Source organism: Flavobacterium sp. 1355 (assembly GCF_017833415.1).
Classification (GTDB): domain Bacteria; phylum Bacteroidota; class Bacteroidia; order Flavobacteriales; family Flavobacteriaceae; genus Flavobacterium.
Map to the genome: position 1 here is coordinate 53,266 of NZ_JAFICC010000004.1, position 22,325 is coordinate 75,590.

General features: G+C 35.0%; 19 protein-coding genes and 1 tRNA gene. 1 reads left to right on the top strand and 19 read right to left on the bottom strand.

Translation table 11 applies throughout. The features are described 5' to 3' along the window. Positions 1-27: 27 nt before the first annotated feature. The 19 genes from JOD96_RS06080 to JOD96_RS06170 all read right to left on the bottom strand — a co-directional run bounded on the left by JOD96_RS06080 (position 28) and on the right by JOD96_RS06170 (position 18,199). A complete protein-coding gene (locus tag JOD96_RS06080) occupies positions 28-495 on the bottom strand; it encodes a hypothetical protein (protein WP_209563391.1) in 468 nt (155 codons plus the stop codon). A gap of 113 nt (positions 496-608) precedes the next feature. Then, positions 609-1,769 (bottom strand): tyrosine-type recombinase/integrase, encoded by a 1,161-nt coding sequence (locus JOD96_RS06085; RefSeq protein WP_209563392.1) that lies wholly within the window; start codon positions 1,767-1,769, stop codon positions 609-611. 134 nt (positions 1,770-1,903) lie between these two features. Then, positions 1,904-1,988, bottom strand: a tRNA-Ser gene (locus JOD96_RS06090). 148 nt (positions 1,989-2,136) lie between these two features. Next, positions 2,137-2,538 (bottom strand): acyl-CoA thioesterase, encoded by a 402-nt coding sequence (locus JOD96_RS06095; RefSeq protein WP_209563393.1) that lies wholly within the window; start codon positions 2,536-2,538, stop codon positions 2,137-2,139. A 1-nt stretch (position 2,539) separates the two neighbouring features. After that, complete coding sequence (gene ribB, locus JOD96_RS06100) at positions 2,540-3,673, bottom strand: 3,4-dihydroxy-2-butanone-4-phosphate synthase (RefSeq protein WP_209563394.1); 1,134 nt, start codon at positions 3,671-3,673, stop codon at positions 2,540-2,542. 2 nt (positions 3,674-3,675) lie between these two features. After that, positions 3,676-5,130 carry an LptF/LptG family permease gene (locus tag JOD96_RS06105; RefSeq protein ID WP_209563395.1) on the bottom strand — a complete coding sequence of 485 codons (1,455 nt, stop codon included), beginning with the start codon at positions 5,128-5,130 and terminating at the stop codon, positions 3,676-3,678. An 8-nt stretch (positions 5,131-5,138) separates the two neighbouring features. Beyond that, positions 5,139-5,831 carry a LolA family protein gene (locus JOD96_RS06110; protein WP_209563396.1) on the bottom strand — a complete coding sequence of 231 codons (693 nt, stop codon included), beginning with the start codon at positions 5,829-5,831 and terminating at the stop codon, positions 5,139-5,141. A 7-nt stretch (positions 5,832-5,838) separates the two neighbouring features. Continuing rightward, positions 5,839-8,286, bottom strand: a complete 2,448-nt coding sequence (locus JOD96_RS06115) for a DNA translocase FtsK (protein WP_209563397.1) — start codon at positions 8,284-8,286, stop codon at positions 5,839-5,841. Positions 8,287-8,304: 18 nt separating this feature from the next. Further along, entirely contained in the window at positions 8,305-8,679 is a 375-nt protein-coding gene (locus JOD96_RS06120) for a diacylglycerol kinase family protein (RefSeq protein WP_209563398.1), read from the bottom strand. 7 nt (positions 8,680-8,686) lie between these two features. After that, the gene (gene tpx / locus JOD96_RS06125; RefSeq protein WP_209563399.1) at positions 8,687-9,184 is read right to left on the bottom strand and encodes a thiol peroxidase; all 498 of its coding nucleotides are present in this window, start codon (positions 9,182-9,184) and stop codon (positions 8,687-8,689) included. A gap of 610 nt (positions 9,185-9,794) precedes the next feature. Then, positions 9,795-10,052, bottom strand: a complete 258-nt coding sequence (locus tag JOD96_RS06130) for a DUF6952 family protein (RefSeq protein ID WP_017495510.1) — start codon at positions 10,050-10,052, stop codon at positions 9,795-9,797. Positions 10,053-10,110: 58 nt separating this feature from the next. Next, positions 10,111-10,419: a thioredoxin family protein gene (locus JOD96_RS06135; RefSeq protein ID WP_007805605.1), complete on the bottom strand. Its 309-nt coding sequence runs from the start codon at positions 10,417-10,419 to the stop codon at positions 10,111-10,113. Between the two features lie 150 nt (positions 10,420-10,569). Beyond that, complete coding sequence (locus JOD96_RS06140; protein ID WP_031453682.1) at positions 10,570-11,208, bottom strand: peroxiredoxin; 639 nt, start codon at positions 11,206-11,208, stop codon at positions 10,570-10,572. Positions 11,209-11,343: 135 nt separating this feature from the next. After that, the gene (locus tag JOD96_RS06145; protein ID WP_209563400.1) at positions 11,344-12,957 is read right to left on the bottom strand and encodes a glycoside hydrolase family 3 protein; all 1,614 of its coding nucleotides are present in this window, start codon (positions 12,955-12,957) and stop codon (positions 11,344-11,346) included. Between the two features lie 2 nt (positions 12,958-12,959). After that, the gene (locus JOD96_RS06150) at positions 12,960-13,409 is read right to left on the bottom strand and encodes a GNAT family N-acetyltransferase (protein ID WP_209563401.1); all 450 of its coding nucleotides are present in this window, start codon (positions 13,407-13,409) and stop codon (positions 12,960-12,962) included. A 14-nt stretch (positions 13,410-13,423) separates the two neighbouring features. Continuing rightward, a complete protein-coding gene (locus JOD96_RS06155; protein ID WP_209563402.1) occupies positions 13,424-13,765 on the bottom strand; it encodes a hypothetical protein in 342 nt (113 codons plus the stop codon). 22 nt (positions 13,766-13,787) lie between these two features. Beyond that, positions 13,788-15,107 (bottom strand): MFS transporter, encoded by a 1,320-nt coding sequence (locus JOD96_RS06160; RefSeq protein WP_209563403.1) that lies wholly within the window; start codon positions 15,105-15,107, stop codon positions 13,788-13,790. Continuing rightward, positions 15,094-16,665 carry a glycoside hydrolase family 10 protein gene (locus tag JOD96_RS06165; protein WP_209563404.1) on the bottom strand — a complete coding sequence of 524 codons (1,572 nt, stop codon included), beginning with the start codon at positions 16,663-16,665 and terminating at the stop codon, positions 15,094-15,096. Before JOD96_RS06165 ends, JOD96_RS06160 begins: the two co-directional genes overlap by 14 nt. Positions 16,666-16,990: 325 nt before the next feature. Beyond that, positions 16,991-18,199: an anhydro-N-acetylmuramic acid kinase gene (locus JOD96_RS06170; RefSeq protein WP_209563405.1), complete on the bottom strand. Its 1,209-nt coding sequence runs from the start codon at positions 18,197-18,199 to the stop codon at positions 16,991-16,993. A gap of 213 nt (positions 18,200-18,412) precedes the next feature. On the opposite strand from JOD96_RS06170, the gene JOD96_RS06175 reads away from it, so the two are divergent. Then, positions 18,413-22,216, top strand: coding sequence for a fibronectin type III domain-containing protein (locus JOD96_RS06175; protein ID WP_209563406.1), 3,804 nt, complete (start codon positions 18,413-18,415; stop codon positions 22,214-22,216). The last annotated feature ends 109 nt before the right edge of the window (positions 22,217-22,325 follow it).

Here is a 22,325-nt window from a genome sequence, read left to right on the forward strand (position 1 = left end):
AAAGCATCCGATTGGATGTTTTTTTGTTTATCTCTCTTGGACTAAGCGCGTACCGAAAATATCGGCAGTGTCTAACATCTCGTGCTCATCAAAATCAGGCATAAATTTACATTTAATTAAACCTGGTGTCGCGGGTAATTTATTTTCCATACTTTCAAACATTTGCTTTACGTCTGTAGCGTTATATTCGATATTTGCTACCACTGTCTGTCCATATTTTTTATATGAGTTTGATCCAGGATAAAATACCAGTACCAATGTGGGATTCAATCCCCATTGCTTTAGCAACGTTGTTGTGGTCCACCTATTACCTTCGTTCCTTTTCGTGGAAGCGTGATCTTCTATTTCGGCCATTCTTTTCTTAAAGGTTTGTAGTTTTATAGATTGCACTTGAGTTAATAATTTATTTGTCTGTAATTCTTCTACTGAATGTTTATAAAGCTCGTACAGATTATAAACATGTTCTTCATCGAATAAATTAAGATTTAAAGACATAGTAATATATTTTTAGGTACTTTAAAGATAGGGAAATAACTGGAAATTTTTGCATTACAGAATATTTCTGATTAAGATGGGTTTTGATAATGTATATATACTTCTTAATAATTTTAAAGTGCTGGCGCATTCTCCAGTATGTTTCTACGATTGATTTCTTTAAGGTCCGTTATATAAATCTGGGTAGTGACTTGTGATGTATGGCCAAATAAATCCTTCAGAGCGTCAATAGAAACACCTGCTAAAATCATTTTATTTGCACCGTGTTTCTTCATTGCATATAAATTCATATCAATCCCTAATCCTTTTTTTACGATTCTTTCCCAGCGTTTAGTTGCTGTATCTCTCTTTAATTTAGTTGAGCCTGGAATAAAATCTAATTTTGCTCCGACATTCCCTTTTCCTTGCTGCCTAAAACTTCCAAATAAATAAAAGTACTCCGGTAGATTTTCAAATCTCATGGAGTGTAATATTTCACTGAGATGTTGATTTATTGGAACAATACGTTCTTTATTAGTTTTAGTAATCTCTGCAGGCAATGTTATTTTTGAATTAGAAAGATCAATCATTCCTAATGTAATTTTCAAGATTTCCTCTGGGCGAATTCCGGTATAAAATATTGTTGAGCAAAAATTCCAGAAATTACGATGATTGTTCTGCATTTCTATTTTGATTTTTTGAAAATCTTTATCGGAAGCAGGAACATTGGCTCGGCTTTCCGCAACGGCCATATTATTTATCTTATGTGCAGGATTGGTTTCTATAATATCCCATTGGATTAATTCACTCATGATCGCTTTTAAGTGATTCAAATGTTTATTATATGCATTGTTGGTCCATTTGCGCTGCTCTTTTGCTTTTTCCATTATCAGCTTTATGTGAACTCGTTTCGCATCAACGATAGGCAACTGTGACATATCAAGCGTCTTTACAGCGTCTTTAACGAATTTAATGGTGCCGTTGTATCCGGAGAGGGTTTTCACACCGATGCTGGATTTCTTTTTATCAATTGCAAAATCAAGAGCATCTATTAAAGTTAAATTACTTTGCGCTGTAATTACGTCCGGGATTTGAGGATTCCAACCTTCTTTAAGTTTCTGGTGCAGTGCATCGCGAAGCAGATTTGCTTCGATTTCTCTTTTTTTATAATTGTCAATGTAATTGATTCCGTACTTAAAACGGAAAAGAACCTTGTTGTATCTAAAGTAGACAAACCAGGATTTAGAAAGATCGTCATATTTGACCACCTTCGGGATAGTGTAGATTGATTTCATTTTAATTTGTTTAAGAATTAAAATGTTTGCGGGGGACATTTAATCAATCGTATGAACTGAAGCGATCACTTTTTGTTCACTTTTATTTATAAAAAAACGGGAAGCCTTTTGTTTATTAAGCTTCCCGAGTTCAGCGGAGAAAGAGGGATTCGAACCCCCGGACCTGTTACAGTCAACAGTTTTCAAGACTGCCGCATTCGACCGCTCTGCCATTTCTCCAGTATGTCGCTATCATTTTGTGATTGCGAGTGCAAATATAAGACGCTTTTTCGGTTCTCAAAACTTTTTGAGCACTTTTTTTAAACTTTTTTTTGAAGGATTTTTAAGTGCTTAATTATCAGTATTTCTGAAAAATATTTTTTTGCAGTTATAGTTCCAAATCATCTAAAATTGGTACTGGTGTCTTATTCTCATCGACTGCAACAAAAGAAAAAGTTCCTGAAACCACAGTTTCACGAAGTTCAGAATACATTTGTTCCATAAAAATGTCTACGTGAATCTTGCAGCTTGTTCTTCCGACACTCATAACTTTTGCAACTAATTCTATTAAAGTTCCGGCTGGAATTGCTTTTTTAAAATCAATTTGACCCGTAGAAATTGTAACAACCTTCTTTCGGCTGAATCTTGTTGCGCAAATAAAAGCAACTTCATCCATAAGATGAAGCGCAGTTCCGCCAAATAAAGTATCATAATGATTTGTTGTACTAGGAAAAACGGCTTTAAAAATGTGGGTTTCCGATTTTAAAATTCTCTCTTCTATTGTGCCCATATTAGTAATTTACGTATTCAGTAATTTCAAGTCCATAACCGATCATTCCAACACGTTTGGTTTGTTCTGTATTTGATACTAATCTAATTTTAGAAATATCTATATCATGCAGAATTTGTGCTCCGATCCCGTAGTCCTTGCTATCAATGATTACTTTTGGAGCTTTTAACGTACCATTAGATTGTAATGCTCTTAATTCTGAAATTCTGTTTAAAAGGTTTACAGCAGTCATATCCTGATTAATGAAAATTACGGCACCTTTTCCATTTTCATTAATGACTTTAAACATATCGTCTAATTGTTGTTCTGCATTATTAGTTAATGTTCCCAGAAGATCATTATTCACTTGAGAAGAGTGTATTCTGGTTAAGATCGGCTCACCCAGGTTCCATGTGCCTTTAGTTAAGGCAATATGAATTTGTTTATTTGTTGTTTGTTCATACGCTCTTAATCTGAAAGTTCCAAAACGAGTTTCAATATCAAAATCCTCTTTTTTAACAATTAGACTGTCGTGCTGCATTCTGTAAGCAACAAGATCTTCTATAGAGACTAATTTTAAATTAAATTTCTGAGCTACTTTTATTAATTCCGGTAAACGCGACATAGTCCCGTCCTCGTTTAATATTTCGCAGATAACCCCCGCTGGTTTAAAACCTGCTAATCTCGCAAAATCAATTGCAGCTTCTGTGTGGCCGGTTCTTCTTAAAACCCCCCCTTGTTTGGCAATAAGAGGGAATATATGTCCCGGACGTGCTAAATCATGTGGTTTTGTAGATGGATCAACCAGGGCCTGAACTGTTTTAGAGCGATCTGCCGCTGAAATTCCGGTAGTAACTCCATTTCCCTTCAAATCTATAGAAACTGTAAAAGCGGTCTCCATATGATCTGTATTGTTCGTAACCATTGCACGTAGATCAAGTTCTTTACAACGACTTTCAGTAAGTGGCGTGCAGATTAATCCGCGACCGTGTGTAGCCATAAAGTTGATCATTTCAGGTGTTACTTTTTCGGCTGCTGCCAAAAAATCACCTTCGTTTTCTCGATCTTCATCATCGACTACAATTATTACTTTACCCTGACGAATATCTTCTATAGCTTCTTCAATGGTATTAAGTTGTATTTTTGTTGCTGACATAATTATTGTTTGTTTTGAACAGGGAAAAACCGTTCGGAAATTTTTTGAAATAGTTGTGATATTGGTGTCGTAATGGCGTCAAAGTTGATTAAACCGTTATCATTTGTAGCGCGATAAGTCAGTAATACAGCCAATGGCGATAATATAAAAGACGACATCCATGATCCCATAAAAGGAGTCATACCGCCTTCTTGAGAAAGCCTTTTTCCAAAAGTATTGATGAAATGAAATGTAATAAAAATTAAAACGGCAAATACAATTGGCAAACCAAGACCACCCTTTCTTATAATTGCTCCTAGCGGAGCACCAATAAAAAACATTAAGAAACAGGCAAAAGCGATAACGAATTTCTCGTATAGTGCAGTAAGATGTTTGTTGATGTCTCTTTGCTTGTCTTTTAAATCTTTTTGAGTCGTTTCTATAGAGTAAATATTGCTGGTCACATTACTGGCAGCCATTTTTAGAAGATCAGATTTTTGTTTATTTGTATATAAGGACAAAAGATTGTTAGGAAGTGGTTTTTTCTTTTTTTCAGTCTTTAATACTTTCGGGGAACTTTTAATCCCAACCCGCTGATTAATATTTTCAGAAAAAGAAACTATTTCATTCTTTAGGTTTTTATTCAGGGAATCTAATGTATATCGCAATTCATTAACATTTAACATTCCGTTTGTGCTTCCGACACTTTCCTGGCTATCATCAGTTTTATTTAATTCTGATAAATCTATATTAATGATTTGTTTCTTAAATTCTCCTTTTATGAAAGGTAATTTTGTGCGATCCTCGTATTTTTTTGGTGTAACATCCTGATAATAATAGCCGTCATTTAAAACTAATTTTAAAATACTAGACTTTTCGTTACTTATCAGTTCACCATTTTTTGCTTTTATTACAGTTTTGTTTTCACCGTAGTTATTAGCTTTTTCATGAATTGTAACTCCGGTCAAAATATTACCATTCTCACCGGATTTTTTATTAACCTTGATATTATAGGTTCCTACATCATTAAACTGTCCTTCTGCAATTGCCATGGCAGGCTTTGCCTGAGCAATGTTTTTTCGGAAATTAACAAATTTATATTCAGCGTAGGGAATTACATTGTTTGCAAACCAAAAAGCAACAAAGCTTAAGACACAAATGAAGATAATTAAAACCCTCATTGCTCTTTGTAGTGATATTCCCGAAGATTTCATTGCTGCAAATTCATAATTCTCAGCAAGATTACCAAAAGTCATAATGGATGCTAATAAAACCGATAGTGGTAAAACCAGCGGAATAATTCTTGGCATTGAGAAAAGCAGGAATTTTACAACCAGAATCAAATCAAGATCCTTACCTGCAAGTTCAGAAATGAACAACCAGACTGTCTGAAGTATGAATATAAAAAACAGGATTACAAAAACCGTAGTAAATGTAGTCAAAAATGTTTTTAATAAGTATTTGTCTAAAATTTTCAACCTTGTAATTAATCTAATTTATTGATGTAGTATTTTGGATATTTGCTCGCTACAAAGGTAAATTGATTTTTTGATAAAGGCTGATTGGTTTTAAAAGAATTAACGGTCAAAGTGGTTTTTGTTCCATTTTTTCCGGTTTCAATCAAATTGTAAATATGTTTTGTTTGTACATCAATACCCAATAGGATTTCTTTTCTTTGATCTTTAGCGTTTGTAGGGGCTAATTTGATGTATTGGATTTTTCTTCCTTTTACATTCTGAACGATATCCATATTGTATTTATAACCAGAATTAAAGAAAGTAAGCATTTTTGAAGGTGTAATAGCTGTGTCATCTTTTTCGTTTACTTTAGAAATTGTAACTTCTTCATCTTCAGGGACAATTGTGTAGGTCTTCTGACCGTCAAATATCTTGGTAACTCCCATAAAATTTAATACATATTGATTTCCTTTCATGATTACATTTCCTTTGCTGTCCTGATTAATATTTTCTTTGGCGTTATTTAGAGAATATTTAAAATCAATTGAGATATTATCGTAGCTTTTTATTTTAGCTGTCACCTGGTTCAATAAATCTTTGGCTTTTTTATCCTGAGCCTGAATAGAAGTGATGTTTAATAGCAAAATAACAGCTATTTGCAGGCACTTTTTAGTCATGTTAGTGATAGAATTGTTTTGGATTTCCTGAATTTTCGTTTTCATGATGGGGTTAATTTTGTTCATTATTAAAAAATTGATCAAGAGCACTCAAATCTGAGATGTTGACACTGCGTGCTTTACTGCCTTCAAACGGACCAACAATTCCAGCTGCTTCCAGCTGATCGATCAGACGACCGGCTCTGTTGTATCCTAATTTTAATTTTCTTTGCAGTAAAGAAGCAGAACCTTGCTGTGCATTGACTATTATCTCTGCAGCCTCTCTAAATAAAGTATCTCTTTCGGAAATATCCATATCAAGATTAATGCCACTTTCTTCACCAACAAACTCAGGAAGTAAATAAGCAGTGGCATAAGCTTTTTGTCCACCAATAAAATCAGTAATTTTTTCAACTTCAGGAGTATCGATAAAAGCACACTGAACACGTACAACATCATTACCATTAGTATATAATAAATCTCCTCGTCCAATCAATTGATCGGCACCCTGAGTGTCCAAAATTGTTCTCGAGTCAATTTTTGAAGTTACCCTAAATGCAATTCTCGCAGGGAAGTTAGCTTTGATTAAACCGGTAATTACGTTTACAGACGGTCTTTGTGTAGCAATAATTAAGTGAATACCAATAGCACGTGCTAACTGAGCCAAACGGGCAATCGGAATTTCAACCTCTTTACCTGCCGTCATAATTAAATCGGCAAACTCATCGACTACCAAAACAATGTAAGGTAAAAATCGGTGTCCCGCTTCAGGATTTAATTTTCTCGATTTAAATTTTTCGTTGTATTCTTTGATATTACGAACCATCGCATCTTTCAATAGTGAATAGCGATTATCCATTTCAACACAAAGTGAATTTAAAGTGTTCACCACTTTTGCATTATCTGTAATAATAGCGTCTTCCGTATCTGGAAGTTTGGCCAGATAATGCCTTTCGATTTTATTGAAAAGTGTAAGCTCTACCTTTTTTGGATCTACCAAAACAAACTTTACTTCTGCCGGATGTTTTTTGTATAAAAGCGAGGTCAATACAGCATTTAATCCAACAGATTTTCCTTGTCCTGTTGCTCCGGCCATCAGTAAGTGGGGCATTTTGGCAAGATCGACAACAAAAGTTTCGTTAGAAATGGTTTTTCCTAAAGCAATTGGCAGCTCCATTTCAGCTTCCTGAAATTTAGCGGACCCAATAACGCTCTTCATGGAAACCATTGTGGGGTTTTTGTTCGGAACCTCAATACCGATAGTTCCTTTTCCTGGAATTGGTGCAATAATACGGATTCCCAGAGCAGATAATGATAAAGCGATATCATCTTCTAAACTCTTGATTTTAGAAATTCTGATTCCGGCTTCCGGTACTATTTCGTATAATGTTACCGACGGGCCAACTGTTGCCTTAATCTGTGCAATCTCAATTTTATAGTTACGAAGCGTATCTACAATCTTGTTTTTGTTTTCTTCTAATTCTTCCTGATTAATGGTAATTCCTCCAGTTGAATATTCTTTTAATAAATCAATGGTTGGAAATTTGTAATTTGAAAGATCTAAAGTTGGATCAAATAATCCAAAATCGGCCACAAGGCGAGAGGCAAGATTTTCTTCTATAATATCCTCTTCTTCGGCTTTTTCAATAACAAATTCTTCTGTATGTACAGGAGCTTCTGTTGTTGGGTTTATGTTCATTTGAAGGGGTTTTAAAACCGGATTCAAATCAATTTCTGATGAATTTGTAATAGTTGGTTTTAAAGCTTCTTTGTTGATTTCGAATTTAGAATCTTCGCTTTTTAAATGAATATTATCCTGTTCTTCCTCAAATTCTTCAACAGCAAATTCTTCAAGATTATATGCACTTTCTGGTTGGGGCTGTGTTTTAAGTGCGCTTAATTCGGTCTTAATGTCGTTTTTTGTTGAATCAAAATAAGATTGAATTTTTTCCGGAGATAATTTTATTTTAAAAATTAAATACACGATCAATCCAAAAAGAAGGGCTAATAGAGTCCCTGTTTTTCCGATATAATCCTGCGAAAACAAATTAAGCTCATAACCAATAGTTCCGCCCAATTCAGGTGCAGAAGTTGCAAAAAAGCCAAATAATATAGAAACAATTATTATGGCAAATAAATCCCAGAACCAAATATTTTTTAGTTTTTTGAGGGATAATTCCAATGCTAAAAACATTCCGGTAAGGAAAAATAGTCGCACAAAAATAAAAGATGCCAATCCAAAACCTTTGTATACAATTAAATCGGATAAATAAGCACCAAATTTCCCGAGCCAGTTCTGTACAACCTCTGTTCGGTCATCAAGCTGGCTGACAGCACTCTGGTCAGATTGTCCGTTGATATAAAAGGAAATAAATGCAACTAATAATGCAATAGAAAATAATACCAAAAGGCATCCTAAAACAAAACGTTGTTGTTTGTTTGGCCTCCAAGATCTTACAGTTGTCTCAGTTTTTGGTTCTTTTTTTTTGTCTAAAGTTTCTTTTTTGGTTGTTTTTGCCATTCTTTCGTTTAGTATTGCCTATACAAATTTTGGAATATAAATGATCAGTCCTATTGCGATAGCGGTCATTGCGGCAAAAAATACCGCTCCTGCAGCAATATCTTTAATAAACCCAATTTTTTCGTGATAATTGGGATGAATAAAATCGGCTACTTTTTCAACAGCAGTATTCAAACCTTCTACGCTTAGTACCAGACCAATTGCAAAAATTTGAAAAAGCCATTCTTCATGTGAAATATGAAAATAGAAACCGGCAATAGTCATTAATATTCCCAGTGAAAATTGTACCATAACACTATGTTCGGTACTAATTAATTTTACTGCTCCCTTAAAAGCGTACGTAACGCTTTTAAGTCGGCCTTTTACAAAAGTATTATCTTTTTGAAACTCCATTATGTCATTATAATGCCGCCAAAGCTGCTTCGTAATTTGGTTCGTCTGCAATCTCAGCAACTTGTTCTGTATGAGTGATTTTTCCGTTTTCATCAACAACAATAATGGCTCTTGAATGTAAACCTGCAAGCGGCCCATCAATGATATTTAAGCCATTTGTTTTTCCAAAACTTCCTTCTTGAAAATCAGATAGATTAACTACATTCTCTAATCCTTCCGCTCCACAAAAACGTTTTTGTGCAAAAGGTAGATCTCTTGAAATACACAATACAGTTGTGTTTTCTAAATTGCTTGCACTTGCATTGAATTTTCTAACAGAAGTTGCACAAGTTCCTGTATCAACACTTGGGAAAATATTTAAAACTAATTTTTTACCAGCAAAATTGCTTAGTGTAGCAACTGATAAATCATTTTGTACTAATTTGAAATCAGCTAATTGTGTTCCAACTGCTGGCAGCTCGCCTGATGTGTGAACCGGATTTCCTCCTAATGTTATTGAAGCCATGTTTTTTGTTTAAATTAATGAGGTTCAAAAGTAAGGATTAATATTTGAATCTAAAAGTATTTGTTGTTGCCAGTAAGAACAATTAGGCAAGTTTTAATACTAACGAAAAAAACGTCATAGTTAGTATTGATTTGTTGTTTAGAGGATTTGGCTAAAAGAAGAAATGGCACGCAGATGACAAGATTATGTTGATTATGTTATGATGAAACTGAAATCAAAACCGGTCTCCGCGAGAGGGATAGGAGCATACTACCGAAGTAGTGCGTATAGCCCGACAGTATTTGGAAAAGCAGGCGAATAAAGACAAAGTATGTTTGCCTGCTTTTTCCAAATACTGTCTCGCCCAAATTATTATAGATTTTGGAGGATAGATTTTAGATTTAGTATGACTGCGAGCAGAGCTTTGTCAAAATTTAGAACTTTGAAAGGTTTTATATTAATTACGGAGCTGCGTACGTGGGCTTCGCCTTCGCTCAGCCTGACAGACATTATATAATCTGAGGCAGGGGACTGAAAAAAGGGATTGGGAAAGCTGAAAATAAAAAAAGCGTCTCTAAATAGAAACGCTTTCTCCGTCATGTTTTTTTGTTTTTTCTCTGAAAGAGGCCGACTATTTGTCGATAGAACCCAGAACACGTTTCATGAACGCATTTAAAGCTTCTTTTTTATCGGTGCCCTGAACTACCATTTTATGGACTTCAAGTGCACCATACATATTCGAAATCAATTCGCCAATTACATCTAATTCTTCATCTTTTAGAGACGGAATCTCAGTCATAGCTTCAAGAACTTCAATCGTTTCGATGATATAATCCTGATCGTTTTCTTCGATGAACTGCGTTAATTGCTTTATTACAGGTAATTTCATTTTGTGGAGTTTTTAAAAGCTTTGTCAAAGTTTAAATTTTGATAAGCTTAATGATGAATTAAGCAATTGCGTTTACCAGGTCGATTAAAACTTCTTGTTTGTTGGTTTGCGTTTCGCCCACTAATTGTCCGTTTACGAAAGTGGCAAATGTTGGCAGGTTGCTCACATTGGCTAATTTTCTTGATTCAGGAGAATTTTCTGCATCAACCAAAACAAAAGTGATAGCTTCATTTTCTGTGGCTAATTTTTTGAATTTTGGTTTCATAATACGGCAATTTCCACACCATGAAGCTGAATATTGTACTACTACTTTTTCGTTTTTAGCAACTAAATCTGCTAACGTATCTTCGTTTAAGTCGATTAACATGTTTTTGTTTTTAGAGGTTCAAAGAGGCAAAGGTTCAAAGGGGCAAAGTTTTGAGCCTTTGTGAATTGGCAACAAAAAACTTTGTAAACATTAGCAGCAAAACCTTTGCTGCTTTGTACCTGTGAACCTTTGTACCTTTATATAAAAAAATTAGTTTGCGCTTAAGTACTCAGCAGTACTTACTCTGTCTGCAGACATAGCTTCTTTTCCAGCTTCCCAGTTTGCAGGACAAACTTCACCTTTAGTCTGGATGTGAGTGTAAGCGTCTACCATTCTTAAGTATTCGTTTACGTTACGTCCTAATGGCATATCGTTAACACTTTCGTGGAAGATTTTTCCAGTTTCGTCAATTAGGTAAGTAGCTCTGTAAGTTACGTTTGATCCTTCAACGATTACTGAATCTGTATCTTCGCTATAGCTTGTAGATTCGATATCAAGAATACCTAAAATGTTAGCTAAGTTACGGTTAGTATCAGCAAGGATTGGGTAAGTTACACCTTCAATACCACCATTGTTTTTTGGAGTGTTTAACCATGCAAAGTGTACTTCGTTGGTGTCACAAGAAGCTCCGATTACGATAGTATTTCTTTTTTCAAATTCTGGTAATGCAGCTTGAAAGGCGTGTAATTCAGTTGGACATACAAAAGTAAAATCTTTTGGATACCAGAACAATAGTACTTTTTTGTTGTTGTTTACTGCTTCTTCAAAAATATTGATTTTTAAGTTATCACCCATTTCTGAGATAGCATCTACTGCGATACTTGGGAATTTTTTTCCTACTAAAGACATATTTTTCGTTTTTAAATTAAATATTTATTTGGTGCAAAAGTAGGGTATAAGTAAGGGTACTTACAATAAGATGTAATTATTAATATTTATTAAGTAATAACTTTTAGTTATAATAGCAGATAAAAATTTTGTAAGTTATTGAATGTCAATATTTACCGGAAGAGTTCCGGGACAGTTGCTTTTTTCAAGAAATTTAATTCCTGCCATTTTTTGAAACTCATCAAAATCCTGATACACCTGAATTAGCCCGGACGCGTTTTTAAGATTTGGAATTAATGGTAAAACGTATGGATTACCGAAGACATAAATAATGCATTTCTTAGTTTGTAGTAATTCAGAAAGTAAATTAAAAACGGTATCATCTATCTCAAAGTTATTTGCCGGTTTTGCTTTTGGAACAAATAATGAAATTAGGATGGTTTCAAAATTTTGAATTTCTTTTTGAATTTCTGAAATCGTAGATTCTTCAGTGTTTTCAAAAGCAAATTCCGGTGAAACGAGTTTTGAATTTAAGGTTTTGAAGAATGTGTTTTCTGTGTTTTTATATAAACTGAGTTTGGCTAGTTTGTTGTTTTTCTGAGCTTCAAAAACTAGTTCTGTGTTTGAATTATGGATGATTTCTGTAATACAGTTTTCTGCAATTTCGCTATTTAAAACAGCTGCTTTTTTGAAGTTTAATTCTCCCGAAGCAAAAGTATCCTTTAATAGAATTCCGACTTTTTCTTTCGCTTTTCTTATTCTTTCATAACTTTCGAAGATGCGGTCCGGCGAAGCATTTTTAAGAATTGCTTCGATTCCTTCCGGAACATTTTCGGCGAAACACAGAATATCGTTTCCTGCATTAAAAGCTTCCCATTCTAATTGTCCTTTGGTGTCATATAATTTCGAAACGCTGTGCATATTCAAAGCATCAGAAATAACTAAACCATCATAACCTAGTTTCTCTCGCAAAAGTGTCTGGATGATTGGTTTGGATAAAGTGGCAGATGTATCTTTGCCGTCGTTTAAGCTCGGAACTGCTAGATGTCCAATCATAATTGAATCGACATTGTTTTCGATCCCTTTTATAAACGGATATAATTCATTTTCCAATAATTCTTCCAAAGTTTCCTTTAAGACCGGTAATCCCAAATGCGAATCGACATTGGTATTTCCGTGTCCGGGAAAGTGTTTCAGACAGCCCAAAACGCCAGCTTCAGACATTCCTTTTAAGTATTCTACAGCAAAATGGGCTACTTTTTCTTTGTTTTCACCAAAAGAACGATACCCAATTACAGGATTATTTGGATTATTGTTGATGTCCGCCAAAGGAGACAAATTGTAGTGGATTCCGGCTGCTTTTAAGTCTAAAGCAATTTGTTTTCCAACTTCGTAAACCAAATCAGATTTACTTTCCGGCAAAGCACCTAAGGTAATTGCGTAGGGATATTGCGGTGTTTTTTCGATACGCATGGCCAGGCCCCATTCAGCATCAATACTGATTAAAAGTGGAGTAGAAGCTGCTTTTTGGTAACGAACAATCAGGGCTTTGATTTTTTCGTAACTATCATCATTAAAAACAACTTTTTTCTTGCTTTCATAATTCGTTGCAGCGCTCGCCCGACTGTGAAAAAAAGTCAGCCCGCCAATATTATGTTCTTTTATAAGGCGTTCTGTTTCCTGAATATTTTCTTCGGTATCGTTTATAAAAACAGCGGGAAAAAAAAATTGTCCCACTTTTTGTTTTAATGCTTCGGCTGTCATTTTCATTATTATAAAGTCTTTTTCATGCAGACACTATTATCCATCTTTTCGTAAGGCGGATAATTTGGAATTATGGTATAACCTGATTTTTGGTACAAAGCAATGGCTTCGGGTTGTTTTTTTCCAGTTTCTAAAACTGCGTACGGATACTTAATTTCTGCAGCCCAGCGTTCTAATTCGGCTAAAACCTGAGAGGCAATTCCTTTTTTTCGATGATCCTGATGCACATACATCCGTTTTATTTCGACCGAATCAGTTTCTTTTTCTCTAAAAGCGCCACAGCCTATTGCGACATCATTTTCATAAAAAACAACGACATGTTTTATTTTATCAATTTTATTAAACTGATTGTAAAAACTGTGATCTTCTCCGTCTCTGATGGCTAAATCTTTGTCTAATAAAACAACGAGATTTATAAAATCGGTATCGTCTGAGTTGGTACGTTTTAAGGCAGCCATGATGTAGAGTATTTTTATTTCAATTTTGCTTTCTTTTGTTTTGCTAACTGTGCTTTGGTAAGTACTGCTTTTTCTAATCGGTTTTTAAAGCGGAATAATTTCGGAAGGCCCTCCAGACGGTCTTCAATGGTGATTTCTTCATAAACTACGATTGCTTTTTCTAAAACCCGGATTTCGTTATCGATATCGTTTTGGTTTTTGTAGATTGTAGCCAATCGATCATAGGGATGATTTCCTTTAAAGCTTTCTGCGACATTTTCCTCATACAATTCAATTGCTTTTTCAAAATTTCCGGCTTTCTCGAACTCAGCCCCTTTCAGGTTGCGTTCGTTTTGCAGATTTTCATTAATTTCCATAGATAAGATGTTTGATTTGGGGTTAAACTTCTTCTGATTTTTTCCCAAAATCTTTCGGGAAAATTAAAAAACGTGATAAAATAAGACCTGGAATTGTAGCTAGAAAAACCCATATAAAGAAGTTTTGATAGCCTAAATATTGTTGTACATATCCGCTCAACATTCCCGGAAGCATCATACCTAATGCCATAAAACCGGTTGCAAGTGCATAATGTGCTGTTTTTGATTCTCCTTCGGCAACATGAATCAAAAACATCATAAAACCTGTAAAACCAAAACCGTATCCAAATTGTTCCAATATAACAGTAATACAGGTGTAAAGATTAAGAGGAGAATTTATTTCAAAAAAATATAAGTTTATATGTAAATGAAAAAGTTCTTCCGGCTGAAAATGTGCCAACCCTATAAAACCAAGAATAGGAAGGTGCATCGCCAGAAACATTGGAAGCATCCATCTTGTCAGACCGTGTTTAGAAATGGCAATACCTCCTAAAATTCCTCCAACGGTTAATGCTAAAATCCCCAAAGTTCCATAAATAATTCCGACAGCTTCTGTGTCCAGAGCCATTCCGCCTAATTCTTTTTTGTCTAACAAAAAAGGGCTTAACATCTTCAGCAGCTGAGATTCACCTAATCTAAAAACCAAAATAAAAGCCAGAACCAAACCGATTTGTTTTTTCTTAAAGAAGCTTACAAATACAGAAGCAAAGTTTTGATGATGGTTTTTGTTGGTCTGGTCTGCATTAATTTCTGTTTTTGGTGTCGCAAAGAAATTATAAACCGTTATAAATGTCATTAACAATCCAACCGCGATCATCGTATACGACCAGGCTTTGGTATTATCACTGTATTTGTGTTCCAGATAACCGGCAAAAAGTACGATTAAACCGTTTCCTGCCAAAAGTGAAAGTCTGTAAAATGTACTTCTGATCCCGAGGAAAAAAGATTGTTGTTCTTTTGGTAAAACCAATAAATAAAAGCCATCACTTGCAATATCGTTGGAAGCCGAAGCAAAAGCAGCAACCCAGAAAATCGCCAGCGACATCATAAAAAAGCCGTTAAGCGGAATCGTAAACCCGACAAGCAAAAAGGCAATCGAAATAAGCAATTGCATGGATAAAAACCATTTTCGTTTTGTTCCGTTAAGCTCAATAAACGGGCTCCATAAAGGTTTTATTACCCATGGCAGATATAATAAACTGGTATAGACGCCAATATCCTCATTTGTAATCCCGAGGTTTTTGTACATAATAACCGAAACCGAAATTATCACGGCATACGGTAAACCGGAAGCAAAATTAAGAAGCGGAATCCAAAACCACGGTTTATTATCTGTTTTCATTTGGTTGGGCAGGTGAATATATTTTAAATGTCTTGTTTAGGTCGATAGTAGTCGGGGTACTTTCGTTTGCAAAATAGTCAATAAATGTTACTGCACAAGCTTTATACTGATTCATTTTTTGCGTAAGGACTGAAAATGTAATCGAGTCGTTGATTTCATTGACTTTTATCTTTTCTACAATTTGCGTTGCATCGTTTGTATTGATTTTTGAAATATGATCTGCACCGTAAACTACCATATAACGCACTTTTGTATTGAGTGGAGATTTGATAGTAAAGGTATAAAACGAACTGTCTTTTGCAAATTCTGTTACTGTTGGGATATCAATTACGATTCGTTTCAGGTTCGGTACAGCCGGAGGCAATGCAGGATATTTATATTGGTTTTCTTCTAAAAGGCGAACAATATCAAAGTTTTTATTTGTAAACCATTTGGCACTAAAATAAGCGCTTCCGCCCACTTTTTTGAAACTTCTGGCATAATCAATCTGAGTTGGGATTTCACTGGCAAAGTTCCAGCTTTTATCACCATCGGCTCTGATTTTATAAGAAGCATGACCAATATAAAGGGCAGTATTATTAGAGTTTTCAGACCACCATTTTACCAGTTTAGAATAAGAAGCTCTCGGGTTGTTCATACTCCAGTATAATTGCGGCATAATATAATCGATCCATTTCTGGTCCATCCATAAAACAGGATCAGCATACAAATCGTCATAATTAGAGGTAGATTGTGTTTCTGAACCCTTCGGGTCTACCGATTTGTTTCGCCAAACCCCAAACGGACTAATACCAAACTGAACCCACGGTTTGCTTGTTTTTATTGTGGTAGAAATTGTGTGAACAAAATTGCTCACATTGGCACGGCGCCAGTCGGCAAGGGATAAACCGGAGCCGTATTTTTTGAATGAAGCAGTATCGTTAAAGACTTTTCCCGGAACGGCATACGGATAAAAATAATCATCGAAATGTATGGCATCAATATCGTATTTGTCTACTACTTCTTTTACTACTTTGGTCAAATGTGCCTGAACTTCTGGTAGTGCAGGATCATAATAATATTTTCCTCCATATTCAATCATCCATTCCGGATGTTTGAAAACATCGTGGGTAGGGCTTAAAAGATTTTTGTTTAAATCAAAAGTTGCACGGTACGGATTCATCCAGGCGTGAAACTCAAAACCTCTCAGGTGAGCCTGTCCAATCATCCACTCAAGTGCATCGTAATACGGACTTGGGGCCTGACCTTCTTTTCCGGTTAAAAAACGGGACCATGGTGCCAGTTCTGATGGATAAAAAGCATCACCAACACTTCTTATCTGTACAATGACAGCGTTATAATTTAATTTTTTGTACGTATCTAAAATGTCAAGATAATCTGATTTTTCTTTTTCTACGTTATCTGTCGCTGTTTTTGGCCAGTCGATGTTGACAACGGTTGCAATCCAGACACCTCTAAATTCAGTTTTAGGATGCGTCGTATTTACCTGAGAATTGACATTCCATCCAACGGTTAGTAAAAATAAGAGAGTATATATTAGGTGCTGATTTTTATGCATTTCAATGTTTTTTAACAAGAACCAAAAATAGTTTTTTTGGCTGATTATAATAAATAATTCTGGAATTATAATTTGAACGGTAATTTCTGAGTTTTATTTTTTGTCACATATTAAAAGGATTTTTTACTCTGGTTTATTTTTTTGCCACGAATTACACTAATTTACACCAATTTCTAGTCATATTCTAAAGAAAAAATAATTCGTGATAATTCGTGAAATTCGTGGCAACTTTCTTCGCAACAGATTCCAGCATTAAAATGAAATCCTTTCTAATCCTTTTAATCTGTGGCAAAAGAAAAAAATCCAGTGCAAGTAGTACCATTTCTCAATCGGGAAATGAAATTTTACCCATCGTTACAGAAGGAATTCCTTTGTTGTTTCCGAAATTATAATTCCCTCCTGCGACAGTTTCGTTGGCCAGAATGGCAAATAAAACCGCTTCTTTGGCATCGCTCAAAATTCCGAGATCGTCGCTGGTATGAAACTGGCACGGCAATAATTCTTTTAACCATTTTACGAGTAACGGATTATTTGTTCCGCCACCGGACATATAAATATGAAAATCTTTAGAATCAATATTCACTCTATTTATGGTAAAAAGAATTCCTTCGGCTATAGTCTCGGCACTCAAACGTGTTAAAGTGGCAAGCAAATCTGATGCCGAAATCGTTTCTAAGCCAGTTTTTGAAAGTGCTTTTTGTACAAAATCAAAATTAAAAACTTCCTGACCAATTGATTTTGGGAAACTTTTCTGGAAGAACGAATCGTTTTTTAATTCGGTTAAAAGGGTTTGATTTACCGTTCCCATTTGGGCAATTTCGGCGTCTTTGTCGTAGCTTTTTTCAGGGAAATAATGTTTGGTAAAAATATCAATTAACGTATTTGCTGTTCCGGTATCGGTTACAAAAACGTCCTCAGCGTTTAGGGAAGCAGGGAGGTAAGTATAATTGGCGATGCCGCCCATGTTGAGCATAATGCGGTTTTCGCCTTTTTTGCTAAATAATAAATAATCGCCATAAACCGCCAAGGGTGCGCCTTCGCCACCTGCAGCAACATGTTTTTGCCTGAAATCGGATAAAGTTATAATTCCGGTTTTTACGGCAATATGATCGCCGTCTCCAATTTGCAAAGTTGCATTGGGAAATTTTTCCTGCTGATGCAAAAACTTTGGAGCGTGCAAAACTGTTTGTCCGTGCGAGGCAATTAAATCGACTTCGTGTGCGGGAATATTCCATTTTTGAAGACAATCGTTGACCATGCCGGCGTGCAAAAGACCGATCCATTCGTTTAATAAAGCCAAATGCTGAAAATCGATCGTTTTTTTGGCAAACACTTTACGGATTTCGGTTTTAATATCTTCTGTGTAACTGATGGTTTCGAATTCCAGAATTTTCACAGCCGTATTTTCGCCCGCACCAGAAATAGCACAAAGCGCAATATCCAATCCGTCAAGCGAAGTTCCTGACATTAAACCTACTATTTTTCGGGTCTCTTTTTGAGCGATTTCAAAAAGAGCGCTTATATTTTTATTCATTAAAATGAGGTTTTAAGGAAGTGTTGTATTTGGTAATGCTAAAATGGGATTTATTTTATAAAATTAGGAAAAATGCCGGCTTTTTAATTTAAGGAGCATTAAATTTTACTAAGAAAGAAAATAACCCTATTTTAATATAATATTACCTTCTAAGGGAGTGATCTAGTTTTTTACAGTTTTAAATTCGAGTATAACATAAACTCCTCATTTAAAATGAAAAAAAACTTTACACGCTTCTTATTTCTTTTATTATTTATTTGGAGTTTTGAAAGTCATGCCCAACTATTTCCCGTTCAGCTAACTCCTGTTTTCAATAGTCCCTATAGTCTTAAATTATCGGACTATGCGACCAGTATGGACACTAAAATGCAGTTGATGATCAACCCGACTGATATCATGATATCCAACAGGCCGGTTAGATTAAAACTATACATTCAGGGCAACGGGCTCAACATACAAAGCAGCGATTACATGCAGGGGCAAAAACCGCTCTTTATCAATGGAGGCGAACTGCAAACCCTGACCAATACAGATATCGCAGCCTTGTTCAGGCTCGAAAACCTGCAGGGAATTACGACGGCTCAATACGCCAACGGATTACCGGAGGGAATGTACAGTTTCTGTTTTGAGATGTATGACTTTGTCACCAACCAAAAAATATCGCAAAAAAGCTGTGCCAGTTTATACCTGATTTTAAACGATCCGCCACTCTTGAATACCCCGCAAAAAAACGAGCAGATTGCAGCCACTGATTTTCCTAATATTATGTTTACCTGGACACCGCGCCAGAGAAACGCAACCAATGTTTCTTATAAATTTGAATTAAAACAGCTTTTAGATCCTTCACTTGATCCTCAGTTTGCCTTTCAGATGGCTCCTGTTTTATACGAGGAAACACTTTTTGGCACTGCACTGCTCTACAATTTAAACATGCCGATCCTGACACCCGGCATGCGTTATGCATGGCGTGTAAGGGCAATATCAACCACGGGACTATCAGAAAATGCCATTTTTAAAAACGACGGGTATAGCGAGATTTATTCTTTTAAATATACCCAAAAGTGCGATCCTCCCACCTTTGCCTTATCTGAAATTGTATCGCCAAGCAGTGTAAAAATAAGCTGGCAGGGATTGCCCGATCACACCAAATATCAGGTACAATATCGCAAACAGGCTGTTGTAGAAGCCAACAAAAGAGGCAAAGAAAAACAAAAAAACTTTGAGTGGTTTTCTACTTATACCAATAACAATCAGGCTTTGCTTACCAATCTGGAGCAGGAAACAACTTATGAGTTCAAAGTAGGTTCAACTTGTACTTTAGAAGGTGATGGTGTGCAGAGTTTTAATTACTCTAATACGAACACTTTTAAAATTCCGAAAAAAGAAAATGGAATCGCCAGTTATAACTGTGGTATTGTTCCGAAAATCAATATTCAAAATCAAAAACCACTTACGAATTTAATTCAGAGCGAAACATTTACTGCAGGAGATTTTCCGGTAACTGTTTTAGAGCTGCAGGAGAAACATAGTCCTTATTCGGGAAAAGGTTATATAATAGTGCCTTATTTGGCGGATACTAAAATTGCCGTTGAATTCAATAATATTCTAATCAACACAGATTATCAATTGATTAGCGGTGTGGTTGAAACCAGTTATAATGCGGATTGGAAGAATGTTACCGATATTGAAGACTTTACAGGCGAAGGCCAGGGAGGGCAAATTGAAGAAACGGTTAAGTTTGAAATAAAAAACATCGTTATCAATGCCAATGGCGATATTGTAGTTAATGGTAAAAATGGGGAACAGGTAACAATTCCGGGAGGAAAAGATACTGTAATCACTGATAGCACAGGAAAAGTATACGGTGTAGACAGCAAAGGAAACGGAAGCAGTCAGGGTACAGAACCTGCGCCCGGAGGAAAACCAACTCCCGAGAATACTGATGGCGTTGATAAAAGTGGTCAGGCGACAGCTTTTACGGCACAAGGAGTTACAATTGCTTTTTCAGGAAATGGAAGTAAATATGCCTTTGATGTGATGCCAAATAACGCAACAGCTACAATACAAAAGTTATATAAAAAAGTAGATGATGCTGTATTGCCTTATAAAGCAGTTTTAAATGGAGATACTGATACAGTCGTTGCCACGGTAACCATTACCGATACGATTGTAAAACCGGACAAAATTGTTTTTAAAACCCAAAACGGAGCGAATGTGTCGTTTACCAGAAATGGAAAAACATTTATACTTACTGTAAAAGGAAACCAAACTTATGCAGAGGAGCAAATATTAGCAGTGATTCAGCAAGGTGAAAGATGGAAAGTGATTGGTGCTTTTATGCTGGTTCATATTTCGGCGAAGGAAGTAAATTTGGTTTTAGTCCCGTTAAATAAAGAAACTCAAATTCCGTCAAATGCAGAAAATGAGATCAGTGCTGTTTATAAAAAAGCAGGTATAAAAATGAATATTACAAGATCTGAAAAAGTTAATTATACAGATGCTGACGGAAAAATACAAGTGGGAGACAGTGATTTTTTTGAAACTTACACAAATGAAGAACAAACGATCAATAATTTAATAAAAAAATCTGGTAGCTATAAATCAGATTCTTATTATTTAATTTATTCTGATTTGCCAGCAAGTAATCCGGCTATTAAAGGATTTATGGCATTAAAAGGACAGTTTGGATATGTTTTTGCAAATGGTGATAATAGAATTGCTAGCCATGAATTAGGACATGGTATTTTTGGTTTGGAGCATCCCTTTAAAAATAAAACAGAAGAAGGTAAAACGGACTTTTTAATGGATTATGGAAATGGACTAAATCTTTGGCATAATGACTGGAAACAAATTAATGATCCTAAATTTAGATTGTATTTGTTTCAAGGTGATGCTGAAGGGGAATATGAAACGGATGGGCATTATTCTACCGTTTATTTGGTTTCTCTTATGTTAGGTATGGATCCTGTTAAAGCTTTAGAATTAGCTAAGGCTACAGAAGCACCAGATACGACAATTCATAGTCCTATGAATTTTGAGCTAAATGATACATGGGGACATCCAGGGGGGGCACAACAAGAAATACATTCATTAAATGGAGGATTTCATGGAATTGAAGAATTTTTTACAGCAATTAAATTTTTATATTCGGCAATTGGAGATATCAAAACTCAAGGAGAATTATTACATCGATTTGGAGATACTTATGCTCATACAAGGATCGGAAATCTAAAACCACAAGATATTAAGGAGAATTTAAATTTAAAAGAAGCAGATGACGCTACTATTAAAAAATATATAGATTCTTGGAAGAAGATAAAATCAGAAACAACACTTGGAAGTCAAGTGCAACCTTGGATTAAATTTTTTAATTATTATTTGCAAAAAGACGGATTGGAATTTTTAAATAGTGAGACAAAGCAAAAGGAAATTTTTAAAGGAAGAACTTTAAAAGAAGCTTTAAAAGATTTATATCTTACTAATAATTCAAGCGGTTTTATAATGTATGGAGAAGAAGGTTACACAGGAGATCATTTTCAGTCAGATGGTGGCTATCCAGATCAAATTTTTTTAAGGCCAGATTGGTATCATATTTACGTACAGAATTTATCTTGGCTTATTGCTTCAAAATACAAATTAAATAATTTACTTCTGAATTTATCTGTTTTTGATAAGATGATTAATTTTATTGTTAGAAATAAATGTTCAATGAAAGGAATTATAGATTATGAGATTGCTAAATTACGAAATGAAAAAGTTGTATATGTTCCTATTTATTATGCTAACGGTAAAATATTAGCTGCTGTAGATGAGGCTTTAAGTGATTATGAAAAAAGAGCTGTTAATGTAGTAGAATATACAGTAAAGTATTTAGGAGAACAGGGAATTCCTCCTTCACGAATAAAAGTTACAAGAACTGACAGGGTAGTTGTTAAACAATTTTCTTCAGCTAGTGGAGCAGTATCCTTGCCAAGTTCTTCAACAACTATTGAAGCATTTGTTATAACAATAAATTAATAAATTATGTTAAGTTACATTTTACAAATATTTTTTTTACTTTCTATTGTCTACATTTCATATAGAAGCAAATCTTACCTGTTGTTTAATTATTTCATAGGCTTAATCT

Coding starts and splice junctions, on each gene's coding strand:
- JOD96_RS06080 (WP_209563391.1), bottom strand. CDS start 495: ATGTCTTTAAATCTTAATTTATTCGATGAAGAACATGTTTATAATCTG.
- JOD96_RS06085 (WP_209563392.1), bottom strand. CDS start 1,769: ATGAAATCAATCTACACTATCCCGAAGGTGGTCAAATATGACGATCTT.
- JOD96_RS06095 (WP_209563393.1), bottom strand. CDS start 2,538: ATGGGCACAATAGAAGAGAGAATTTTAAAATCGGAAACCCACATTTTT.
- ribB (WP_209563394.1), bottom strand. CDS start 3,673: ATGTCAGCAACAAAAATACAACTTAATACCATTGAAGAAGCTATAGAA.
- JOD96_RS06110 (WP_209563396.1), bottom strand. CDS start 5,831: ATGAAAACGAAAATTCAGGAAATCCAAAACAATTCTATCACTAACATG.
- JOD96_RS06115 (WP_209563397.1), bottom strand. CDS start 8,286: ATGGCAAAAACAACCAAAAAAGAAACTTTAGACAAAAAAAAAGAACCA.
- JOD96_RS06120 (WP_209563398.1), bottom strand. CDS start 8,679: ATGGAGTTTCAAAAAGATAATACTTTTGTAAAAGGCCGACTTAAAAGC.
- tpx (WP_209563399.1), bottom strand. CDS start 9,184: ATGGCTTCAATAACATTAGGAGGAAATCCGGTTCACACATCAGGCGAG.
- JOD96_RS06130 (WP_017495510.1), bottom strand. CDS start 10,052: ATGAAATTACCTGTAATAAAGCAATTAACGCAGTTCATCGAAGAAAAC.
- JOD96_RS06135 (WP_007805605.1), bottom strand. CDS start 10,419: ATGTTAATCGACTTAAACGAAGATACGTTAGCAGATTTAGTTGCTAAA.
- JOD96_RS06140 (WP_031453682.1), bottom strand. CDS start 11,208: ATGTCTTTAGTAGGAAAAAAATTCCCAAGTATCGCAGTAGATGCTATC.
- JOD96_RS06145 (WP_209563400.1), bottom strand. CDS start 12,957: ATGAAAATGACAGCCGAAGCATTAAAACAAAAAGTGGGACAATTTTTT.
- JOD96_RS06150 (WP_209563401.1), bottom strand. CDS start 13,409: ATGGCTGCCTTAAAACGTACCAACTCAGACGATACCGATTTTATAAAT.
- JOD96_RS06155 (WP_209563402.1), bottom strand. CDS start 13,765: ATGGAAATTAATGAAAATCTGCAAAACGAACGCAACCTGAAAGGGGCT.
- JOD96_RS06160 (WP_209563403.1), bottom strand. CDS start 15,107: ATGAAAACAGATAATAAACCGTGGTTTTGGATTCCGCTTCTTAATTTT.
- JOD96_RS06165 (WP_209563404.1), bottom strand. CDS start 16,665: ATGCATAAAAATCAGCACCTAATATATACTCTCTTATTTTTACTAACC.
- JOD96_RS06170 (WP_209563405.1), bottom strand. CDS start 18,199: ATGAATAAAAATATAAGCGCTCTTTTTGAAATCGCTCAAAAAGAGACC.
- JOD96_RS06175 (WP_209563406.1), top strand. CDS start 18,413: ATGAAAAAAAACTTTACACGCTTCTTATTTCTTTTATTATTTATTTGG.